General features: G+C 41.8%; 17 protein-coding genes. 3 read left to right on the forward strand and 14 right to left on the reverse strand.

Annotation, left to right across the window (positions count from 1 at the left end; genetic code table 11):
- Positions 1 to 21 precede the first annotated feature (21 nt).
- Together BBI08_RS12975 and BBI08_RS12980 are read right to left on the reverse strand one after the other, a co-directional pair.
- Positions 22 to 1,215: a cation:proton antiporter gene (locus BBI08_RS12975; RefSeq protein ID WP_008497019.1), complete on the reverse strand. Its 1,194-nt coding sequence runs from the start codon at positions 1,213 to 1,215 to the stop codon at positions 22 to 24.
- 154 nt (positions 1,216 to 1,369) lie between these two features.
- Positions 1,370 to 1,741: a helix-turn-helix domain-containing protein gene (locus BBI08_RS12980; RefSeq protein ID WP_008497018.1), complete on the reverse strand. Its 372-nt coding sequence runs from the start codon at positions 1,739 to 1,741 to the stop codon at positions 1,370 to 1,372.
- A gap of 193 nt (positions 1,742 to 1,934) precedes the next feature.
- On the opposite strand from BBI08_RS12980, the gene BBI08_RS12985 reads away from it, so the two are divergent.
- Complete coding sequence (locus BBI08_RS12985) at positions 1,935 to 2,696, forward strand: SGNH/GDSL hydrolase family protein (RefSeq protein ID WP_065528187.1); 762 nt, start codon at positions 1,935 to 1,937, stop codon at positions 2,694 to 2,696.
- 45 nt (positions 2,697 to 2,741) lie between these two features.
- Here BBI08_RS12985 and BBI08_RS12990 read toward each other — a convergent pair whose 3' ends face one another.
- The 6 genes from BBI08_RS12990 to BBI08_RS13015 form a co-directional block, all read right to left on the reverse strand.
- The gene (locus BBI08_RS12990) at positions 2,742 to 3,716 is read right to left on the reverse strand and encodes a N(5)-(carboxyethyl)ornithine synthase (RefSeq protein WP_330217532.1); all 975 of its coding nucleotides are present in this window, start codon (positions 3,714 to 3,716) and stop codon (positions 2,742 to 2,744) included.
- A gap of 293 nt (positions 3,717 to 4,009) precedes the next feature.
- Positions 4,010 to 4,972, reverse strand: coding sequence for a DegT/DnrJ/EryC1/StrS aminotransferase family protein (locus BBI08_RS12995; protein ID WP_065528188.1), 963 nt, complete (start codon positions 4,970 to 4,972; stop codon positions 4,010 to 4,012).
- Positions 4,973 to 5,150: 178 nt separating this feature from the next.
- Positions 5,151 to 6,155: a GNAT family N-acetyltransferase gene (locus BBI08_RS13000; protein WP_008497012.1), complete on the reverse strand. Its 1,005-nt coding sequence runs from the start codon at positions 6,153 to 6,155 to the stop codon at positions 5,151 to 5,153.
- A gap of 164 nt (positions 6,156 to 6,319) precedes the next feature.
- On the reverse strand, positions 6,320 to 7,261 hold the full coding sequence (locus BBI08_RS13005) for an acetamidase/formamidase family protein (RefSeq protein ID WP_008497010.1): 942 nt from the start codon (positions 7,259 to 7,261) through the stop codon (positions 6,320 to 6,322).
- Between the two features lie 287 nt (positions 7,262 to 7,548).
- Complete coding sequence (locus BBI08_RS13010) at positions 7,549 to 9,285, reverse strand: DNA/RNA non-specific endonuclease (protein WP_008497009.1); 1,737 nt, start codon at positions 9,283 to 9,285, stop codon at positions 7,549 to 7,551.
- 159 nt (positions 9,286 to 9,444) lie between these two features.
- Positions 9,445 to 9,684 (reverse strand): hypothetical protein, encoded by a 240-nt coding sequence (locus BBI08_RS13015; RefSeq protein ID WP_008497008.1) that lies wholly within the window; start codon positions 9,682 to 9,684, stop codon positions 9,445 to 9,447.
- 741 nt (positions 9,685 to 10,425) lie between these two features.
- On the opposite strand from BBI08_RS13015, the gene BBI08_RS13020 reads away from it, so the two are divergent.
- A complete protein-coding gene (locus BBI08_RS13020; protein ID WP_008497006.1) occupies positions 10,426 to 11,250 on the forward strand; it encodes an aldo/keto reductase in 825 nt (274 codons plus the stop codon).
- A 105-nt stretch (positions 11,251 to 11,355) separates the two neighbouring features.
- Here BBI08_RS13020 and BBI08_RS13025 read toward each other — a convergent pair whose 3' ends face one another.
- From BBI08_RS13025 to BBI08_RS13050, 6 genes are all read right to left on the reverse strand, one after another.
- Complete coding sequence (locus BBI08_RS13025; protein WP_008497005.1) at positions 11,356 to 11,871, reverse strand: DUF6241 domain-containing protein; 516 nt, start codon at positions 11,869 to 11,871, stop codon at positions 11,356 to 11,358.
- Between the two features lie 167 nt (positions 11,872 to 12,038).
- Entirely contained in the window at positions 12,039 to 16,187 is a 4,149-nt protein-coding gene (locus tag BBI08_RS13030; protein WP_008497004.1) for a tetratricopeptide repeat protein, read from the reverse strand.
- A gap of 254 nt (positions 16,188 to 16,441) precedes the next feature.
- Entirely contained in the window at positions 16,442 to 16,918 is a 477-nt protein-coding gene (locus BBI08_RS13035) for a VanZ family protein (protein ID WP_008497003.1), read from the reverse strand.
- A gap of 176 nt (positions 16,919 to 17,094) precedes the next feature.
- Positions 17,095 to 17,391, reverse strand: coding sequence for a putative quinol monooxygenase (locus tag BBI08_RS13040; protein ID WP_008497002.1), 297 nt, complete (start codon positions 17,389 to 17,391; stop codon positions 17,095 to 17,097).
- 35 nt (positions 17,392 to 17,426) lie between these two features.
- Positions 17,427 to 17,855: a MarR family winged helix-turn-helix transcriptional regulator gene (locus BBI08_RS13045; RefSeq protein ID WP_008497001.1), complete on the reverse strand. Its 429-nt coding sequence runs from the start codon at positions 17,853 to 17,855 to the stop codon at positions 17,427 to 17,429.
- A 64-nt stretch (positions 17,856 to 17,919) separates the two neighbouring features.
- Positions 17,920 to 18,567, reverse strand: a complete 648-nt coding sequence (locus tag BBI08_RS13050) for a nitroreductase family protein (RefSeq protein WP_065528189.1) — start codon at positions 18,565 to 18,567, stop codon at positions 17,920 to 17,922.
- Positions 18,568 to 19,501: 934 nt separating this feature from the next.
- On the opposite strand from BBI08_RS13050, the gene BBI08_RS13055 reads away from it, so the two are divergent.
- Entirely contained in the window at positions 19,502 to 20,872 is a 1,371-nt protein-coding gene (locus BBI08_RS13055; protein WP_065528190.1) for an LA2681 family HEPN domain-containing protein, read from the forward strand.
- Positions 20,873 to 20,892 lie beyond the last annotated feature (20 nt).

The raw sequence follows: 20,892 nt of genomic DNA on the forward strand, positions 1-20,892 counted from the left end.
AAATTTTCGGCATGGGCTATTTTATTTGCTATCTAGCATTTTTGATAATGGATGAATGCCAAGACTTTGAATGATTAAAGATAAAATAACGACTGAAAAACTGAGCGAAATTAGTTCGCTTGCAATCTCGCCATTTGCCATGGCTCCTAGTTGCAACAATAAGAAAACCGACATGGACCCTCTTATCCCGGACCAAGAAATAAGCAATGCTTTTTTCCAAATTGGGCTATGTTGTTTACCTGCCAATATTTTAAAACTACTACCGACTATGACAAAGCGAATGGCAATACTCGCAAATAATATCAAAATTGCTAGTATCCAATTGTCCCATGATAAGTATTTTGTAGCTTCAATGCCAATTAGTAAAAACAATAATGCCAGCAATGAAGGCTCTACAACACTCCAAAACCCCGAAAGCGCTTCGCGGTAATGATCTTCTTTATTAGCATGAGAAAACTCCCACGACAACATAATACCTGCTGAAACAGTCGACAATACACCTGAAAATCCAAAGCTTTCTGCCAGTTGGAACGCACCGTAAGCAAGTACAATGCTGAGCATGACTTGGTAATCCTTGTGATGCGTGATGTGAACGGCCTTACTTAGTAGCCATCCGACTGTAACACCCAGAATCACACCACCTGCAGAAACATAAAGAAATTCACCTAATGCAGCAACTACATCAAGTGATTCGGATTGCAAATACATCGCTGATAAAACACTAAATAATACAATGCTCGTGCCATCATTAATCATCGATTCCCCATCGACAATATCTGCAATATTTTTATCAGGTGATGATTTTTTTAAAATGGACACGACAGAAGCCGGGTCTGTTGGTGCCAAAATGGCGGCTGCCACAAACGCTCCAGCTAATGAAATAGAAAAAAACCATCCGCCAATCCAATAAATTGCCAGTCCCACTAGGACAACGGTTAAACCGAGACCAGCGGTACTTAACAAGCCGATAATGCCTGCATTTTCCCGCAAAGCTTTTGCCGAAAACTGATAAGCGGACACAAAAAGTAAGCCCGGCAAAAAAACGTCATAAATCAAGGTTTCTGTCACTTTGATGCCTGTAAAATATGGGATAAAAGATAAGCCTATGCCGATTAATACGAGCACGACCGGCACTGGGAAGTTTTCTTGTTTTTTATCAATGGTGAATACTAAATAACCTATACACAACAAAATCGTCACGAGCGCTGCCGACAACGTCATCCCCTCCAAAAGTGAAACATCCGTAAGTACCAAAGTTCCCGTAAAGCTATACTATTAAACAAAACAACCGGACCGTCTAGTAGTTACGGTCCGGTTGTTTCTATATTGATAAGAAGAGTTTGCGGAAAAACCGCTATTTATTTGGTCTTTATTTTGCAGTTTTCTTATCTTGCAACATATCGTCTTCTTTTAAACGGCGTTTAACTTGCAAATAGGAGGTGACATCCGCTAACTCTTCTTTACTTAATGGATGATCATCTACTACTAAATTAACCGAATTTAAATCGATTAATTGTATAAAATCAAGTTGATTGGTGTTTTGATTGCGTTCCAATAAAAAATCAACAGTAACCTTAAAATAATCGGCTAACAATTGCAAATGGGAAACGCTCACTTGCTTTTTGCCACTTTCATACCCCCAAACTACCGATTTGGCAATGCCTAATTTTAAAGCTAAATCATCTACGCTCAAGTGATGATTTTCTCTTAACTCTCTTATTTTTGGTCCTATTCTCTCCATTTTATCGCCTCCTTAATTTCTTTAGTGGCTACATCTCCTATATTACCCCGCTCAAACTCGCCGGCAAACTAGTAAAATAACGCTATAATTGATTTCGAAGCTAAATACCTATAAAAAATCTGAAATTTCAACTAATTCATATTCGAGTTGTGGTAAAATTGAATTAATACAGAAGTGAAAGGTGGGTATTAGGATGTTTAAAAAATTGATTTACATATTATTGATTGCCCTCATATTCATCGTAATCTCTGGTGAAAGAAATTTAAACCGTATTCAATTATCCGACGAAAATGCTCTTCATACGAAAACGGTTGAAACACAGTCCTTGCCTAGCACCTTTTCAACTAAGCTAACATCTGGTAAACCTGTGACAATTGTTTTCCTAGGAGATTATGTCACATCAGACGATTCGTTGCCCGATGGTAACTTGAATCATGTCGCCTTGTTAGCCAATTGGTTTAACAAAAATTATCCGGATCAAGTAAAAATTATTAATGCGGGCATGAACGCAAATACCGTCTCTCATATGAAAAAAAGAATCGACACTGACGTCATTAAACATGCACCTGATTTAGTCGTCATTTCTACAGGTTTAAATGATGCATTAGGCGCTTGGAAAATTCCAGTAAAAGAGTATGCAGCCAATTATCAAGCGATAGTCGAAGCAATCGTTGCCTCAGGTGATACGGAAGTAGTGATTCGAACGCCCAACCCAACTACTTCTGTTGAGTACAACGTAAAAATGAAGAGCTATATACAAGCAAGCCGTGAACTAACTAGCCAAGACAAAGTTTACTTATTTGATTTTTATCAAATAATGGCTGATGATGTGCATGCCAAAAATATTTCTCAACTCGACTTGATGCAAAACAAGTTGCATCCGAATATTAAAGGTCAAGCTTACCTATCGGAGCAGTTTAAAACTTACTTCACTTCAGAAATCATCCAACCGTAATAAAAGCGTCCAGCGATCAATTGATCACTGGACGCTTTTTCGAATTTATTTTACTAATAGGTTTCTAGCTTCTCTAAATTCTTTAATATGGTGATCGAGGATATGGCCCTTTTCAATGACCACAGAATTGCGAATCATGTCCGTCCAATTGCCTTCAACAAAATGATCGACCATCGGCGAGAATCCTTCGCTCAATACTTTCGTCACCGTATGTGGGAACATAGCCGGCGTATTGTCTACTGTGTAATGAATAATGCCGTCTATTGTATAAACAGGATCATCAATTGTTGATGGGCGAGACGTTTCAATTTCCATGTTCGGGTCGCAGCTCACATCAATAATCATTGCGCCTTTTTTCAAGCGTTTTAAATCTTCTTTATAAATGATGCGATCCGTACGTGTTGTATCCCACATGACGCAGTTCACGAGAACATCGTAATTGACCATGTTTTTAATAAACAACGACTCTAACTTACGTCCGTAAACATCCACATCTGCACCTAAGCCGTGAAGAATACGGAGTACACCTTTTGTTGTGTGACCATTTCCAAGAACCGCCACTTTTGTTTCATATGGCATTTTCCCAACATATTGGTACGCTTGCAAAACAGCTGCTTCCCCAGCAACTTCACGGTTGCGGTAGAAAATATAACGACCATCTTCGAACATTTCTTCCCAAGCCACCACTGTATGGTCTCCTGCAAGAACGGAATCTGTAAACGCGATATCTTGTACAGCGTGAGCCCAACCAATTAATAATTTCCCGGGTGTTAATTGATCAAAATAATCTGCGTTTCCTAGTTTCACATCAACAATTGCGTCACATTTCAATACTTCTTCGCGAGACACAAATTGTGCGCCAGAAACTTCATATTCTGCATCTGAATAACCAAGCGCATCGCCATAGCCCACTTCAAAAAACAATTGTTCCATGTTTTTGATGTTCGGCATATCTTTCGGCAAAAGTGCTCTTCGTTTTTCGTTGTTTTTATGACTGATGACAAATCCTATCGTGTAAATAATAAAACCTCCAATTAATGAAATCTGTAACTCTTGGTCTGCATATAATAGGCATGTCCTAGAACAGCGACCGAACAATATTCAATAATTGTTTTCGCATGCCTCTTCCGAAAAGCTGACCTACTCTGCATCATACCATATTCCGGAAACATTATAAGGACTTTGTAATGATGATTGAAAATAAATATAGTACGTGTGCACAGATGTATTATAATTTTTTTGTTGATTTGAAAAATTTCTGGAATTTTTTATAAAAAACGCTCCCAAAACCGGGTTGGTTTTGAGAGCATTTCTTACTCTTTGTAAACGAGCTGACTTTTTAGTGCATTCACTAAGTAAGACATGTCCTCAATGGTATATCGCTGATCACAAGGCAAAGGTAAAATATTGGCAGCGTATTGATATTCAATGCTGGTCTTTGGACAATCCACAAGAACATTTGGCCACAACAGCGGAATGTAGATGTTTTCTTGCACTAACCTTTTCCGAATCGCTGGCCCGTCTTCGACCAAAAGCGGATAGGCAAACGCGCCATCTGGCACCGTTAGTAGCAGCGGATTTTCTGCCGCGAACTGCTCGCTTAAATAAGCATAGTTTTCATTGCGAATTTGGCGTGCGCGCTCGTAATCTACGGCCCCCATTAAATTGCTTGTCAATTTCGACATGGTACGAAGTGGCACTACAGAAAGATTATCGTTAATGGCTATGAAATCAGCATAATAATCGCTCGCTTTTCCTTCCGCTCGGCCAAGTACATGCACCATGCGATCTTTTGAAACGTCCTGCTCTATTTTTTCAGATAGCACAGCATCGGTCGCTAAATAAGCGCCGTCCGGCACACCGAAAAATTTACGACACGAATAAATGGTATCTATGCCTTCTATCGGTTTTTGAAAAAAGGCTTGGCTATGATCTAAAATCAACTGGTTATAACGTGCTTTTAATGCTCGTGTTTTTTCTTCTGTAATTTGACCATACAAATTCACGACATATAAGTACTCATCTTGCGCCAATTGTTTGTCAAAAATCGGTTGGAACTGAGAATCTACATAATAGTATTCATATTCATAACCCTGTTTGTCCAACAAGATACTGATGCAGTCACATAAATAATAAGGAATGTGTATTTTTTTAATTTGACGCGCTTTTAATAAATACAGCAACGCGTTGCTGCCACTGTTGAGGGCGAGCAAATCACTGTAAAATTCTTGATGAATCAAATCCTCCAAACCAAAATAGCCACCGATTTCTTTCATAGTAAATCTTCCTTTCATCGGCCGCGTTTGGGCTGACCGCACCTTAATTGTTGTTAACCGCACCTTTTGTGACCAAGACCGCACCTCTGCGATTGACTTCCGCACCTCGCAGCACGTTTTCCGCACCTTTTGGGCTAAAGAGTGCACCTCACGAGGAAAATCAAACACTCGTGCTAGCTTAGTTTATGGGAATTGAAGATTTCATGCTCCGATAAGCAGGAAATGAATCGGAATCGTTTGAAATGTTTTGGGCATGGCATAATCGTTCATACACCAGTTGATTCCAAATTTTTTGACCAATATAATACGCTAAATCTTCATTACGGCCGAATTTCTTTTTAAAAAGATAAAGTTTATCATCCACTTTTCCTGTTCGTCCTCCGCCATGATGAATTAGCTTTTTACCATGCTCTTTTCCCCACAAGGCAAGTGCATATTGTAAAATATAAGCCGGTGCAAAATGATGAAACTCCTGACGCGTACCAGTAAGATGAACGTGGATATAATCTCCATAAACAAAATTTAAACTCATGCCAATCACCTTGTCTTCAAAACGCACTTCAACAACTACTAAATAGTCACCAAGCTTATCGATACAACGCTGAAAATATGCGTCATCGAAATAGTAAATCATTTCAGCTGCGTTTCGTTGCATAGTAGAATAATATAGCTCTTTAAAATTTTTCAAGTCTTTTGGGTGATTAATCACACGGTATTCTACACCTGCTTTTAAGCCATGCCGTATGTCCCTTCTACTTGAAGCCGAATACTCTGTGAGAATGGGATTGTCAATTTTATCGAGTCGTGTTTGAATGGTCTTGCGCTTGAAAACCAGCTCGTAACAATTAGAGAAATCTAAGTGATTTCTCATGATGGGATGAAAACGGACAAACTCAGAAACAATGCCATTTTCGAGACAATACTCTCCAAATCGCTGCTCGAAAGCGTTCACCAACTCCACTTTATCTTCATATCTACTCTCGACGATTCGTGGACCTCCATAGCCATAAGGGGTCACAAGATCATAGAATACTTGACCATCTAGCTTGATTGGAATTTCACGTTTGATAAACAAATGTTTTATTGTCCCTTGTGGATGTTTGAAAACAAACTCTTCACAGATACCGTTTTCAATTTTTTCATACAACTGTGCATATTCTTTCTCAAAATAAATGTCTTTCATCCGCATGACCTCTTCCTTAATAAAACTAATTGAAGGATTCGTTTCAAACATAGATGTAAACCTACTGTAATTTTATCATCAAATTAACTAATTATACAGATAATTAAGAAATCTTTTTGTTATTAATAAAAAAAACGCCCCAAATTTGGCAGCGTCGTTTCTGTTTATTCATTCTCTTGAAATACAGCAAGTGGTAACAGCGCACTCACAATATATTGTCCAGCATCCACGATTTCAGAAATTTTCAGATCAACGCAAACACTTGATAATAGGTATGCATCTTTTGGTTCAAGTCCGTAATTACTAGAGATATGATCCACCATTGCACGGATAGCGTCGCGTGACGCTTCCATTAAATCGGGTCCCACACCGGTCGTGCCATAAAAGCCTCGGTGGTCGACTTTCGGTGTTAGTGCACCAGCTGTTTGAAATTGTGGAGCGGGAATCGATTTGCCTTTGATTAGACGAAATTTCAATGATGCTTGCATCGGACATTCAAGGGCGGTCACACAAACTTCTCCATCTCCTTGCGCTGCATGGGCATCTCCGCAGCTAAACATCGCACCCGGCACTTGTACAGGTAAATACAATTTTGTACCGACAGTCAAATGTCTCGTGTCCATATTGCCACCAAATGTTCCGGGTGGCATAATCGTTTGTCCATCGGCATTTTCTGGACCAACACCCATTGTGCCAAGAAAAGGAGCGATTGGCACTTTGATGGTTTCATTGAAATGAATAAATTGTCCATCGCTCAAATCGAAAGTCCTTAAGTAGGCATCTGGAAATTCTTCCGGCAATAGCCCGAGCCCTGGCAAGATTGCCATCCATCCCCAGTCTCCCGGTTCTAGCTCGACAATTTCGACTTCCAATGTGTCTCCCGGTTCTGCCTCTCGGATTTCGACAGGTCCTGCGAGCGGGTATACTTTTGCCCAGTCGAGTGTATCAATGTCTTTAGTCGTAGAGTTTTTAGTAAACTGATTGTCGGCCACTTCCCGCGTAGAAAAATCCACTTGATCTCCACTGTCGATGGTCAATACCGGCTGCGGATTCTTGTCCCATGTATAATGCACACGGTCTTCTGGAAACTTATGTCTATTGGTCACGAATCGTCATCCTTTCTAGATTGAACATTTTTTGATTTTTTTAATTCATGTGGAATACTCTCCAAACTCCAAAACCGTTCCTCTAAAATCCTATAAATGCCTTGAGCCGATGAAAATCCCCCGTTCAGATAATAGTAAACCGTCTGAGATTCTGGGTTGTCTATCGTCAGTTTATCACGTCTATTGGATAATTCAGATTTTTAAAACTTAAATTTAATAAAACCTTGTCGTGCAAGAAGTTGTATTGAGCGACAAGGTTATGGGTATTTTTATCATCAAAATTACTGTTACAGCAAGATATCCTCCCGGTTCGAAACGAGAGCCACTTGGCCTTCTGCGAAGGGATCTGCTTGACGCAATTCACCCAAATCAAGACCAGTTAGCTCTTCAATTTTTGTAACCGGTACTTGATACGTTTGAAACTGACCGTAAACAAATTCCAAATCACCAACAATCAAATTTTCCTGTGTTTGTAAATAAGCGGTCGCTGACAATTCGGTGCCGTCTTTTACCATGACTGCCACTTTCCAAAACTGATTTGGAATTTGCGCATCTCGGTAGGCACGGTCAGTGTCTCTGAACACCGGCCCTGTGAAAATCGTCACTTTCATATCGTGGTCGCGTGCGTTATCGAGCAAATAATCTTCTAAGTCGAGCCATACTTTTTGATTGAAATTTTTATGTTGTGGCGAACTATTGGTGAAATGGAATGTGTGTTCATTGGCTTTCACGGCATCAATGCCCCAATTGGGATCCCGGCGTCGCACGAGATGACCGCGGTCGATATCGTTCGACTTATAGAATTCATTGCCCAACTGGTACGCTTTATCGATACGCGGATCAAAATACCAGCGGTCGTTTCGTCGTTTGACATCGACGAGTTGATCGCCATCGATGTTTACGGCCGTGAAAAAAGCAAGACGACGCGACTTGCTCATGGCGACCGAAAAGTGGGTGTAATCGAGTGCCTCCTTGCCGTCCGTCGTTGTCGCTAGATCTTTTTTCATCTCTTCATCAAATTGCGGCAATGGCACAATGAAATCCGGACCTAAAAATTCACTGTTATATCCTGTTGCTTCTGCATACCAATCCTCGTCCAAGACGCCTACTTCCATCGGAGTTGTCGTTGATCCGGGCATAACGACTGATAGCAAATAATCGAGCATTTTGCGTGCTTGCTCTGTTTCTAAACTGCTGCGTTTTTCACTCAAGTGTTGAATAATGGAGCTAATGCGAATGCCTTCATTGGCAATCCATTGGTTGCTGTCGTTCGGATCTGGTATGCCCGCATGGTGTAATGCGACAACCATCCACTGATCATTGAAAACAGGTGAACCTGATGAACCAGGCTCGGTATCGCTCACATAATGAACAAAATCAGAAGAGATAAACTTGACTTCATTTTCACGAATAGTAATGGCTTTTGGACCGCCTTTTGGATGTTGAATGATAGTGACATATTCACCTTCCAAAATCTTCCCTGGCTTTGGCAGCAACGGCAAATAACCGAAAGTTGCGAGCGGCACTGTATTCATATTATGAGATTCGACTGCGACTAACGTGAAATCTAGCGCTTCGTCGGTAATAAATAATAGCTCCGGATCTAATCGGAAACTGATTATGTCCCGTGGCATAAAATGAACATCATCTTCATAATTAAATTCCGCCACCGCATACATCGCCGCTTCAGCCGTTTCCAGTACATGATTGTTCGTGAGTAAAAGATTCGGTCCTACGAGAAATCCAGTACCGTATCCTTCAAGTTGCCCTGAGCGACCACGAATTGAAATGCGGCAAACTGCTTTACTGACATCGAGTCCTGCCTGCAAATGTGCAATCGGAAACAAATCGCTTTTGTTGATGATGCGCTCAATCGCCAAATTGTCGTGGTGATTGATAATGCTCGACCGCGTCATCATTTTTTCTTCTGAAGCCGCTTCATATTTTTCGGCTTTGTGCTCTTTTGCAAATTTCAAATACCGTTGTAAGGCTTGTTGTTGGATCTTGTCCATTTTGTTTACCACTAAATTCATCCCCTTTTGGTGAGTGTGTTTATCTATTTTTGGTCATATTTTCATTTTATAAATTAAATATTCTAATAATTAACCTTAAGAAAAGTTTATCATAATTGCACAAAGAAAACTCATTCCTTGGTGTGGAATGAGTTTTCTTTTGCGTTCAGGTTATTTATCTTTCATGACTTTTTTTTCGCCTGTATTTGGGTCGCGAATTACTTTGTCTTCGGTGGGAACATAATCTGGAGATTCATTAGGTGTGTTATGGACTTCAGCTTTCCCCGGAGATTCCCATCCTTCATCGCCACCGCCTAACATTTCGGTCGTTTTCTCGATAATTTTTTCGACGGTCGAATCGTTTTCGTCTTTTTGATGATCGGTGTTCTTTCCTTGTGAGTTGTTTGTCATTTGTTATCCCTCCAAGAGTGTAGTTGGTTGTACTTTACCCTTTGTGTTGGGGAATAATCATTTTTTGTGAGGCGGATTTTGGAGCTGTTTTGCTGGTGCGGACAGTATTTGGTGTGATTTGGACAGTACTCGGGCGCATCTCGACAGTATTTCACTCAATTCCGACAGTATTCGACTTGAACCGGACAGTATGCCCATATTCTTCCTCTCCACCAAAGTTCAAAACCTTTCTTACCCAAAACCCGGAAAGCGTAAGGACGCGCTTTCCGCTGGAGAATAGGCTCCGGACAGTATTTGGTGTGATTTGGACAGTATTCGGGTTGATTCCGATAGTATTTCGGTCAATTAGGACAGTATTCTACTCGATTCCGACAGTATGCCCATTTTCTTCCTCTCCACCAAAGTTCAAAACCTTTATTACCCAAGACCAGGAAAGCGCAAGGACGCGCTTTCCGCTGGGGAATAGGCTGCGGACAGTATTTGGTGTGATTTGGACAGTATTCGGGTTGATTCCGACAGTATTTCACTCAATTCCGACAGTATTCGACTTGAACCGGACAGTATGCCCATTTTCTTCCTCTCCACCAAAGTTCAAAACCTTTATTACCCAAGACCAGGAAAGCGCAAGGACGCACTTTCCGAGGGGATCTAGCCTCTTCAAGTCAAAATGGTGCTTATTACCAAGAAATATAGGGTACACTAATAATTGTACTGACTATACATAAAAAGGGGCTATGCAAAATGGATTTTATTACATTAAATAATGGATTAAAAATGCCGCAACTAGGCTTTGGCGTGTGGCAAGTGGAGAACGATGAGGCAACAAAAGTTGTAGCGAAAGCGTTAGAGACGGGCTATACTTCTATCGATACTGCAATGATTTATACGAACGAAATTGGCGTTGGACGTGCGTTGCAGGATACAAAAATTCCGCGCGAAGATTTGTTTATCACGACAAAAGTTTGGAACACGGACCAAGGTTACGACAATACCTTACGTGCATTTGATGAAAGTTTGAGCCGCCTGGGGCTTGATTATGTAGATTTGTATTTGATTCATTGGCCGACTCCGGAATTTGATAACTATGTTGAAACATATAAAGCATTAGAAAAGTTATATAACGATGGCCGCGTGAAAGCGATTGGTGTTTGTAATTTTGAAGCTGAACATTTGCAGCGTTTATTGGATGAATGCGATGTTCCGCCAGTATTGAACCAAGTAGAATGCCACCCATACTTGGCGCAAACGAGTTTGAAAGAATTTTGTGCGAAACACGATATTTTCTTGGAAGCTTGGAGCCCGCTTGAACAAGGTGGCGACGTGTTGAAAGATGCGACCATCACTAAAATTGCGGAGTCGAAAGAAAAGTCTCCGGCTCAAGTTGTGTTGCGTTGGCATTTGCAAAACAACACCATTGCTATTCCAAAATCGGTAACGCCGTCACGCATTGAAGAGAACTTTGATGTCTTTGATTTTGAATTGAGCGACGAGGAAATGGAAGCGATCAATGCGTTAAACAAAGAGCGCCGCAACGGACCACACCCAAATGACATGAATGTACGATAATAATTCCCCATCCATACATTGACCATTTTGCACATCAATGATGGTGCAAAATGGTACCAAAAAGAAAGAGGCGGCCTTAGTTAAAGGTCGCCTCTTTTTATGTTACTACTTAAACTTTCTCTCCACAAAATCTTGCTCTTGCTCAGGCGTCATAAATCCTGTCGCTCTGCCGACTGTACCTTTATGCCAGTCCCAAATAGTATTGTGGACATCGACGGCATTTGAAAAGTTGCCTTCTTTCCATTTCGTTAATGTGGCCAAGTAAAAATCACTATGTTCGTACTGATCAGCATAGGCGTTAACAATCGTCAGTAACCCGTCGATGTGTTCAGGTGTCATTTCAACTGCGCCTTTCTTTTCACTAGCGGTAATTTTTTGGTGTGTCATTTGGTGCATATAAACTTGCAGTTCGCCTTCACTCATTTTGAGGTCGGCACTGTCAACTTTCTCATCATCTTTGTCTGCGGCGACCTCTTTGTTATCGCTTTTTGCAATTTCTTCGGCTACTTTCGTTATGTCTCCGCCTTTTGCAGAACCTTGCGCGAGAAAATAATAGCCGCCCGCAACTAGTAGAGCTAATACGCCAATCGTTATTGCGCTCGTTTTTAGTACCGATTTCATTTCTGCAGCTCCTTGCTTTAGTCTTTCTATGTACGACGATATTCCTATTCTAGTATGAACGACACACCTTTAGCTTTCAAGGGTTTCTTGGAAATCAAGACCATTAAATACTTATAAAGTAAGAAGCGCCATCTTTAAAATCAAAGACAGCGCTTTTATTCACTACATTAAACCTGTACAGTTAACACTTCGTCAAGAATTTCTTCAAATAACTCTTCTTCAACGGCAGCTTCGATAAACAACTCGCCACCGTCTTTATCAAATAGTTCCGTAAGCATTTTTTTTGCTTGAGCAGGGTGACCAGCTACCATGGTTGCGCGTGCCAACTCGTAACTGGCCGGCAAGTATTCCGGTGCATCGTCTTGCAACGCACGTAACCGTGTCATTGCCGAGACACTGTCTCCGGTATTGATCGACATAATCGCCAGTGTTACACAAATCCATTCGTTCAGTCGAAGCTCTTCCGGTAACCGACTTTCAAATTGTTCTGGTTGTACTTTCCGGTGATCGGCAAGTAAATGCATTAAGCGTACATAGCTATCGCTGCGATATGGATTCATCGAGATTGCTTTTTCATAAAACGTCTGTGCCTTGTCTATATCTTCTTCGACTGCAGCCATGTCTCCTTGCCATAAAACAAGATCAATGTCGACCGGCTTTTGCTTATAGAGTTCTTGCGCTTGTTTAATGGCTTTACCTAGCAACTTTGGAGATTGCTTGTTATTAGCTTCTTGGAATGTAGCTTGAAGCAATAATTTCGCCGCATCAAAATTGCCCGTGCGTTTAACAAACGGCTCTAGTTCTTCTGCCGCATCGTCTGCCCCGTCACGTTCCATGTAAAATTCTGCAAGGTGCAAGACGGGCACTTCGCTATCTTTGTATTTTTTCGCAGCATCTGTGTAAAGGTCAATAATGTTGGAAACTAGTAAAAAGCGGCGTGATTTGTCGCGTAATCTTCCAAAGAAATTCGTCGATTCCTCTTCTTCTGTATCCAACAACACCACCAATTGATCGGCGCTATACGTTTCAGCCATCGCCAACTCTTCGCCTTTGAGTCGTTTTTTCAAACGTCTTTGAAGCTCGCCAGTTTTGCGCATTTTCACTAACAACTGAACATACTCTGCGTAAAAGCCTTCTTCAGCTGGATGCTCTTCAATCAGTTCTTCCAGTATAACAAGCGCGCGCTTTAAGTCTCCTTGTCGTACACAAAATTGCATATATTGATAACGAGATGGCAACGCTCCGTTAAGTGCTTGTGCTTGGAGCAATAATTCCTCAGCTTCAGCCACATTGCCTTCCTTCTCTGCAAGTTGAGCTTTTACTGACAACAACCATTCCTCAGGCACTTGTGCGGCTACTTTTTCGAGCACTTGGCTAATCGCAATTTGTTTTGAGTCATTATCGACTAACTCGAACAATTCTTGCAAATCAAGCGGCAGTGGTTCATTTTCCAACACATGCAATGCTGCTTTAAAAGCTCGATCATGATCTTCTAACGCCAAATAACTACGCATCAACCCTTCATGAGCCGCCGTGAAACTGGCGTCGGCTTTCACGCTTTCCGTATAATGTTCGAGCGCTTGTTTCCATTTATCGTTTTGTTCGGCAAGGCGACCCAAATGATAATGCGCCAAATAAAGTCCGTTTATTTCGACAGCTTGCTCGTACAGCGTTTTTGCAAAACGCTGATGGTCTTCAAGTTCATACAAACCACCTTCGTAACACAATAATTGTGGATCTGCGGCAGTTTCGCGGAAGCGTTTGAAACGATCAAACAAACGGCTACGGAATTGTGGCGCTTCACCAAACTCCGCGTATTGCTCGGCGATTTCGTGAAGATTTAACGCTTCACGTTCCATGCCAACTTCCAACAAGTGGAGTGCTAGCGTTTTTCCTATATCATCTTCCGATTCTTGCCAAAGCATCGCAGCAGTTCGGTTGAAATAAAACGTGTCCCCCGTTTCTGCGTATTGCATGATGAGTTCTCTCACTTCATCGTCTTTTTCTTGTTTCAGCAAGGCATGCGCAATGTGCGTGACCGTATACAAATCCGTCTTATCCAATTCGAGCGATTTCCGGTATTCAGTTTCCGCCTCTGTAAACTGTTCCTGCTCCATCGCGATATGCCCCAAATACAAATGCAGTACATCGGTTTTTTCGCAATGATCAATTCCTTCACGAATAATAATGTCCGCTAACGCCCAATCTTTTGCTTCCATATGGATTTCCGCAATACGCAAATACGCGAATGGTTCTTTAAAGTCAATTTCTTTCGCTTGTTCAAATGACGCTATCGCTTCTTTTTCCTGACCAAGCACCAGCAAACAACGACCTATTTCATAGATGAAATAACCGTCTTGTGGATGTTCGTGAGCTAGCTCACGAAAACGTGTCAACGCTTGTTCATAAGCACCAGATTCGTATTGAATCAAACTATGCGTAATTCGCGCAAATACGTCTGTTGGTTCTTGCTCAAGCGCAATACTCGACCATTTAAACGCTTGATACGTTTTATCGATTTCCAAATAACAACGCGCCAAATGGCTATAGGCCATTGGTTGATAATGATCCAATTCAATCGAACGCTTTAAAAGCGGAACTGCTTTTTCATGTTCGCTTCGACTCATCAAAATAGCGGCTTTTAAAAATAGCGCATACGGACTGTTCTTTTCTTTAACGCCCTCTAAGCATTTTAACGCTTGCTCAGTTTCTTCCTTTCGGTAATGCATGTGAGCCGCCAAAAGCGCCACTTCCGCATCATCTTTTCCGAGGTCCTTATAAAGCTTTTCAAGCCAAGTCGAATGAAGCGCTTTGGCTCTTTCTGAAAAACGAGTGACTAATCCGACCATTGCTCCGTAACGTTCATCTGGATGGGCTTCAAGAAAATCGATCGAGCGATCTTTTTCTCCGACTTTTTCTTCAGCAGCCCAAATTTCAAACAACTGCGAGAAATACTGATGTTCTTTATTATCAAGCAAGCTTAAAAACGATTGCTGCACTGACAATAAAAACACCATACTCAAAGAATCCGTTAATTTATACGTATCTTTCATGTCTTCATATGACAATAAATACGGCCCTAAATCGTTAGGGTCTTGCACGATCAATGCTTGCAAGCGGTCATCATAACCAATAACAACTTGAACATGTGCATTGTTTTCAATCATCATGCTGAGCAATACCGGAATTCCCGCATCGATCAATTGCTTGTAGATAGTAAGCTGGCCTTTAAAATAACGCGCCGTAAACCCGAGTGACTCCATATACGTCATCGTCATTTGCAAATCCGAACCCGTCACATCAAAAACATGCTCTGCAATTTCGTCTTGTCCTTTTTTCATATCGTAAGCTTCGAGCATTAGCGATAAAGACGCCGGCACACAATAATTGAGCTTTTGAATGTTTGGCGTTAACTTGATCTCTTTGCGCTCGGCATCCTGGCGAATTTCCCCTTTGCCGTAAACGGTTTTTTTCAGCAACTTGTGATGACTGCTTACCCAAGCTTGCAAGTCTTCCCAACGTTCTAGCTTGTACAAGCATTCCGCCGCCATATATGCCCATGCATTGTGATGAACGTGGTATGGGTTTTCTTCATTATAGTGTGTCATTTCAGAGAGTGCTTTTTCGTAATGCCCAAGGAAAAACAGCGTCCGAATAATATCTGCACGGAATGTCCATGAGTCCGGTTCTAGCTCTTGCCCCTTTTCAAGAACAGCTAAAGATTCTGCTTGTCGACCAGTCATCGCCAATACATCTGCATATAAGATGCGCACTTGTTGACTCCGCTCAGTGACTCTGTCGCTCAACGCTCCTTCTAACACTCTTTCAGCCTGTTGCCATTCTCCACTGTGAATAAAATAAAAACCTTCAAGATCTGGCCAAAGGAACCCTTTTTGTGCTTTGTACTGTTCAAGTTGGTTTTTTGCTTCTGGCAAACGATTTAACTGAGAAAATACGCGCAACAACAATTGATGAGCCGCTGCTAGTTCTTCTGTTGAATCATTACCAGATTCGATACCATGCAACCTGCCAACCATTTGTTCTTCTGCTTCTAAGCTGCGTCCTGTCTCAAGTAATCGCGCACATTGCCACGTAAATGTCCGCAACGTGCCAAAGCGTTTATGCGCTTGTGTTGTGAGTAAATGACCGTACGTATATAAATCCGCTTGATCGGTTAGTTTCATCAAGCGCAAAAAATCTTCTTCTGTCTGGAGTTCCCCCATAAATTTACGTAATCCACGAATGGAACGTGCCGCCCATAACTGACGGATTGCGTCTACTGCTTGCTGCGCTGTTTGTATCTCGTTTGCTTTCATATCCCTATTATTCCCGCCTCTCCCATTGCCCCATGTAAATGTGGTTGATTTATTATATAGTGGAAAATTATAGGATGCAATACAAATATAGGGGTGTTGGAAGTTTATTTTTCCCATTGATTGATGAAGCGATTTGAGGACATTCTAGCGGCCTATTGGCGAGCCCGCGCTGGGATAGGAGTTCACAGTAAGAAGTTAGACAAAAAAACGTTTCTTCTATAAATAGAAGAAACGTCGATTTGATTTGGTTTTATTTAACGGGAATTTTCATTTGTCAGTGCACTGGCTATTTTTTGTACCGTTTTCCAAAAGGTTTCGGTGATTCCACCTCGTTCTTCTACGTGTATACTCAATCGATAAGCTAGATAAACGCCACCGATATCAATAATGACGTCAGAGATTCTTCCGCTCCTCTCAAAAAATAATTGAAGGAATTCGGTAAAGAACGCAAACAGACCGCATAAAATGATGGCTTTTGTCTTATGATTTACCGTTTTCGCCATGATGAGAAAAAGTATACCGAAAGACAAGGCATGACCGACTTTTTGGAATACGTAAGTTTTACTGTTTAAATGAATGTCATTTGTGATGAACAAATCCGAAAAGTTGGGGAACACGCGAATATGAAAGTTGATTTCTTGGCTGAATAGCAGGGCTTGGAAATTGTAATTATTGGTTGCTAGTAAAATGCACAGCCCCCAGAAGATTACCGGTATGTATTTTGCTTTCAAAACGCTCTTCCCTTCAATTTTGTTAGCTGTTTCTATTTGTTGAGTTATTTACTTACATGATATTCCAGTAGAGTCGCTTAGCTTATTATATGTCGGGTTGCTCTAAATAACTAGTAGCTGTTCACTTCAAATAAAAAAAAGAGCAGCTACAAGCTGCTCTTTCAAAATACTGCTTATTAGATTTTTACAGTTTCTGCGCTATAAGCGTTTAAGTCCATTGGTGCAGCCATGAATGTTGGCGCTTTTTGAACAAATGCTTGGAAGTGTTCGCTTGTGTTATGTGCTTGGATCGCTTCAGCGTCTTTCCACACTTCAACCATTGTGTAATGTTGCTCTTGATCCGTAGATTTTTTCAAGTCGTAGCTGATGTTTCCTGCTTCTTGACGTGATCCTTCGATAACTGTTTTAGCTGCTTCTAAAAATGCTTGTTCTTGTGCTGGTTGTACTTGCAAGTTTGCGTGAATAATAATCATGTCGACTCATCCTCTGTTTTTTATTTGGTCGTGCTTTAGTACTCGCTTATATTGTTTTGCATGCGACTTAGCATGTCGGACAGATGCTCAATTTCTTCTGATGTGAAGTCATGAAGCATTTGATTGACAAAGCCCATGTTTTCTTGGCGATAGCCAATAATTTTTTCACGACCTTCAGTAGTTAAGCTGACAAAAATGACGCGGTTGTCGGCTGGACTTCTTTTTCTCGTAACCATGCCGTCTGCCTCGAGTTGTTTCAGGTGGCGCGTAACGGCCGCGCTATCAATATTGACGGCTTTTTGAAGCGTCGATTGGTTGATTTCGTCAGTATTGTAAAGTTGGTAAAGCAATTCATAGCGCGATGCACTAATGCCTGTACAACGTTCAAATTTCGGGCTGATTTGGTTGGTCAGTCCTTTGAACAATTGTAAGATTTGCTCTTGCTTTGAAAATGAACATGCCATCAATGGACCTCCTCTTTTGTGATAGGGTCAATTGATTGGCTTTTCGCTTTTCATTGACCATCTTTTATTTCCATTGCGTAGTAGTTTCAACAGGCAAACGGTATGACTGGAAGCCATCATTTAATGCTTTCCCGATTGTCAGTAACATAACCGGAACATAACGATCTTTATCTAAGTCTAACACTTCTGCGATGTTTTCTTTATCATAACCGCCAATTGGATTCGTGCCATATCCATGAGCACGCGCAACTAGCATTAATTGCATAGACACAAGACCTGTATCCAACATAATGATGTCTTTCATTGTATCGTACGGTGCATTTTCATAAGCTGGTTTGAAATAATCAAGCTGAGCGCGCATAACATCTGCAGGCATATAACCAAGTTCTACAGCTTTTCCGTAAATTTCTTCTCCGTATTCGATGTTTTTAAGATCCGCAAAAATGGCGATGACTGCCGATGCGCTCATTACTTTTTCTAAGTTGAATGAAGCAAGCGGTGCGATTTTTTCTTTTCCTTCTTCGGTGTCGATTACGACGAAACGCCAAGGCTGCATGTTAATAGAAGATGGCGCTGTTGAAGCTTGCTCAATGATTTGACTCATTTCTTCGCGGCTGATTTTCACCGATGGGTCGTATTGTTTGATCGAACGACGGTTGTTCATAATGTCGTTAAAATCGTTTGTTTGTTGGTAAGTTTCTGTAGTTTGCATATGTGTCGTGCTCCTTTTTCTGTTAGGTTTATGTGTTTTGATAATGATTGAGGCATCAATCATTGACTCCTCATACAATATAAACCCCTTGGTGTGGATTTGCAACTATAAAGTTTCGGGAAGTTTTTTGGGGTGCGTGCGTATTTTTGGGGGAGCGTGCGTAAGCGCTTCTGTGCCGCGCGTATTTTTTGGGGTGCGTGCGTAATACTTGCTGCACCGTGCGTATTTTTCTAGGACCGCGCGTATGTGGCCACTCAGTCTACCTTTAGCCTGGTCATGCTTGCCCGCCAAAACCATTAGATGCCTCGCTTTTCGCGAGCGAAAAGCACTAAAACCTACTTGCTTCGCTTCAAGAAAAAGCAATCTCTACTATTCAAGTGAGACTTTTCTGCGTCCGAAACTCGTTCGCGCGTATTTTTTCCGGAACGCGCGTAACCGTCTCGCCACCGTGCGTATTCTCCCAGCATCGCGCGTATCATTTGCTGCACCGTGCGTATTTCTCCAGGATCGTGCGTATCACACGCCCAACCGTGCGTATGCCGCCACCCAGCCTACTCTCAAGCTTAATCACACTCGCCCGTCCAAACAAAAGAACAAGTTGCCCCGCTTTTCGCGAGCGAAAAGCACTAAAACCTACTTGCTTCGCTTCAAGAAAAAGCAACCTCTACTATTCAAGTGAGACTTTTCTGCGTCCGAAACTCGTTCGCGCGTATTTTTTCTGGAGCGCGCGTAACGGTCTCGCCACCGCGCGCATTATCTCAGCATCGCGCGTATCATTTGCTGCACCGTGCGTATTTTTCTAGGACCGCGCATAACCCCGTCCAAGACCGCGCATATCACTACCAATCCCCAAAAATTCCGTCAACAAGGGGTGACCCACTCGCTCGACTTCGGTACAATAAGAAGAGAAGCACCGATCCAAGGAGGGTTCCCGATGTCGACATTACAAGAGATTGCCCAATCAGACGATTATGGACAGTTTGAATTGAAAGAAGTATACCAAGCTGCACAATTATTGCTGCAGGAGTTTCAAAAAACACGCACCCAGCCAGAAAAGCTGAAAGAGATCATTGAACACTTAAAAAAACGTCTTGAAGGTCAAGCGGCATATCCGCTGGCGATTTTACTTGAAAGCAGCAAGCTCGGCGTCGAGCACCAGTTACAAAAAGACTGGAACAGCCCGATGAAGCAGCGCCAGCTATTTCTTTTTGAAAGCTTATACGCACAGTTCCGTGGCAAAGTGCCGCCTACTATATGGAACCAAATTTGCTTGAATTATGCGGAAGCGTTAATTTATGTGGGTCGTTCGCTTGATGGACTTAACGTTTTAGAGCAAATGACCGAAGCGGAAAATGATCCGTCTTACGAACGTTTAGATGCTGAACGCGGATGGGGACTGTTGTTTTATTCGACATTCTTACGCGATAAGGATGCAAAAGGTGAGGCACTTCATTTGTCGCGTGATTTGTTGCGTGACGGGATTGAAAAAATCACCAATACGAATGGACGCGCGTTGTATGCAGACCGCTTAAAACTGGCTGTTAAAATGCTCGAGGAGATCGGGCCGATTGATCTTACTGGCAGCTACAAGCCAAACTTTTTCGAAGGCCGCGAGCGTGATTACCGCGACTGGTGCGCGAAGCATCGTTTGTTGCTAAATGATAACAACGAAGTCGATCCAACAGGCACGATGAAAATTGATACACTTAACTATCGTCATGTTGGTTCTGACAAAGAACGCGGGCTATTCCTTGAAACATTTATGGATAGCATCGTTTCTGAATTTACTGGGCTACGTTGGAATCTTTTTGAAGCGTTAGAAAAAGAGCCTAGCGATGAGCGCAATGAAGAGCTAAAGACCGTTTACCGCCAGTCATACACCTTGTTCTCAAAAGTTTCTCAGTTTGTTAGCCAGTATTACAAACTCGAAATGACAAATCCACGTGCTGGGATGCAGCGTATGTGGTTTGAAGAAGAAGATCCGAAAAAACCGCTCAAACCATTTATTCGAGATAGCAAAAATGGCGCGTTGAAAGCCTTGTTTTGGCTGTCCAAAGAACTTTTTGGCTACGAGCAATCTGCTGTTCAAAACGTTGCGACGGTTCGTTCATTGCTTATCCGTGACCAACTCGAACGCAGCTTTGTTCAAGTCATCACGAAAAAAGAAGAAATCGCTGAAACTGGCGAACTGCGTAAGCATCAAATGACGCAAGTCGAACTTGAACGTTTGGCACAGACGACTTTATTTAAAGCGCGTAATGCGTTGATGTATTTAGGGTTTGCCATTGGGTTGGAGAAAAAATAACAAACAGCGACACTCAGATT

The sequence above is a fragment of the Planococcus halocryophilus genome (assembly GCF_001687585.2).
In the GTDB taxonomy this organism is placed as follows: domain Bacteria; phylum Bacillota; class Bacilli; order Bacillales_A; family Planococcaceae; genus Planococcus; species Planococcus halocryophilus.

Coding starts and splice junctions, on each gene's coding strand:
- BBI08_RS12980 (WP_008497018.1), bottom strand. CDS start 1,741: ATGGAGAGAATAGGACCAAAAATAAGAGAGTTAAGAGAAAATCATCAC.
- BBI08_RS12985 (WP_065528187.1), top strand. CDS start 1,935: ATGTTTAAAAAATTGATTTACATATTATTGATTGCCCTCATATTCATC.
- BBI08_RS12995 (WP_065528188.1), bottom strand. CDS start 4,972: ATGAAAGAAATCGGTGGCTATTTTGGTTTGGAGGATTTGATTCATCAA.
- BBI08_RS13000 (WP_008497012.1), bottom strand. CDS start 6,155: ATGAAAGACATTTATTTTGAGAAAGAATATGCACAGTTGTATGAAAAA.
- BBI08_RS13015 (WP_008497008.1), bottom strand. CDS start 9,684: ATGACAAACAACTCACAAGGAAAGAACACCGATCATCAAAAAGACGAA.
- BBI08_RS13020 (WP_008497006.1), top strand. CDS start 10,426: ATGGATTTTATTACATTAAATAATGGATTAAAAATGCCGCAACTAGGC.
- BBI08_RS13025 (WP_008497005.1), bottom strand. CDS start 11,871: ATGAAATCGGTACTAAAAACGAGCGCAATAACGATTGGCGTATTAGCT.
- BBI08_RS13030 (WP_008497004.1), bottom strand. CDS start 16,187: ATGAAAGCAAACGAGATACAAACAGCGCAGCAAGCAGTAGACGCAATC.
- BBI08_RS13040 (WP_008497002.1), bottom strand. CDS start 17,391: ATGATTATTATTCACGCAAACTTGCAAGTACAACCAGCACAAGAACAA.
- BBI08_RS13045 (WP_008497001.1), bottom strand. CDS start 17,855: ATGGCATGTTCATTTTCAAAGCAAGAGCAAATCTTACAATTGTTCAAA.
- BBI08_RS13050 (WP_065528189.1), bottom strand. CDS start 18,567: ATGCAAACTACAGAAACTTACCAACAAACAAACGATTTTAACGACATT.
- BBI08_RS13055 (WP_065528190.1), top strand. CDS start 19,502: ATGTCGACATTACAAGAGATTGCCCAATCAGACGATTATGGACAGTTT.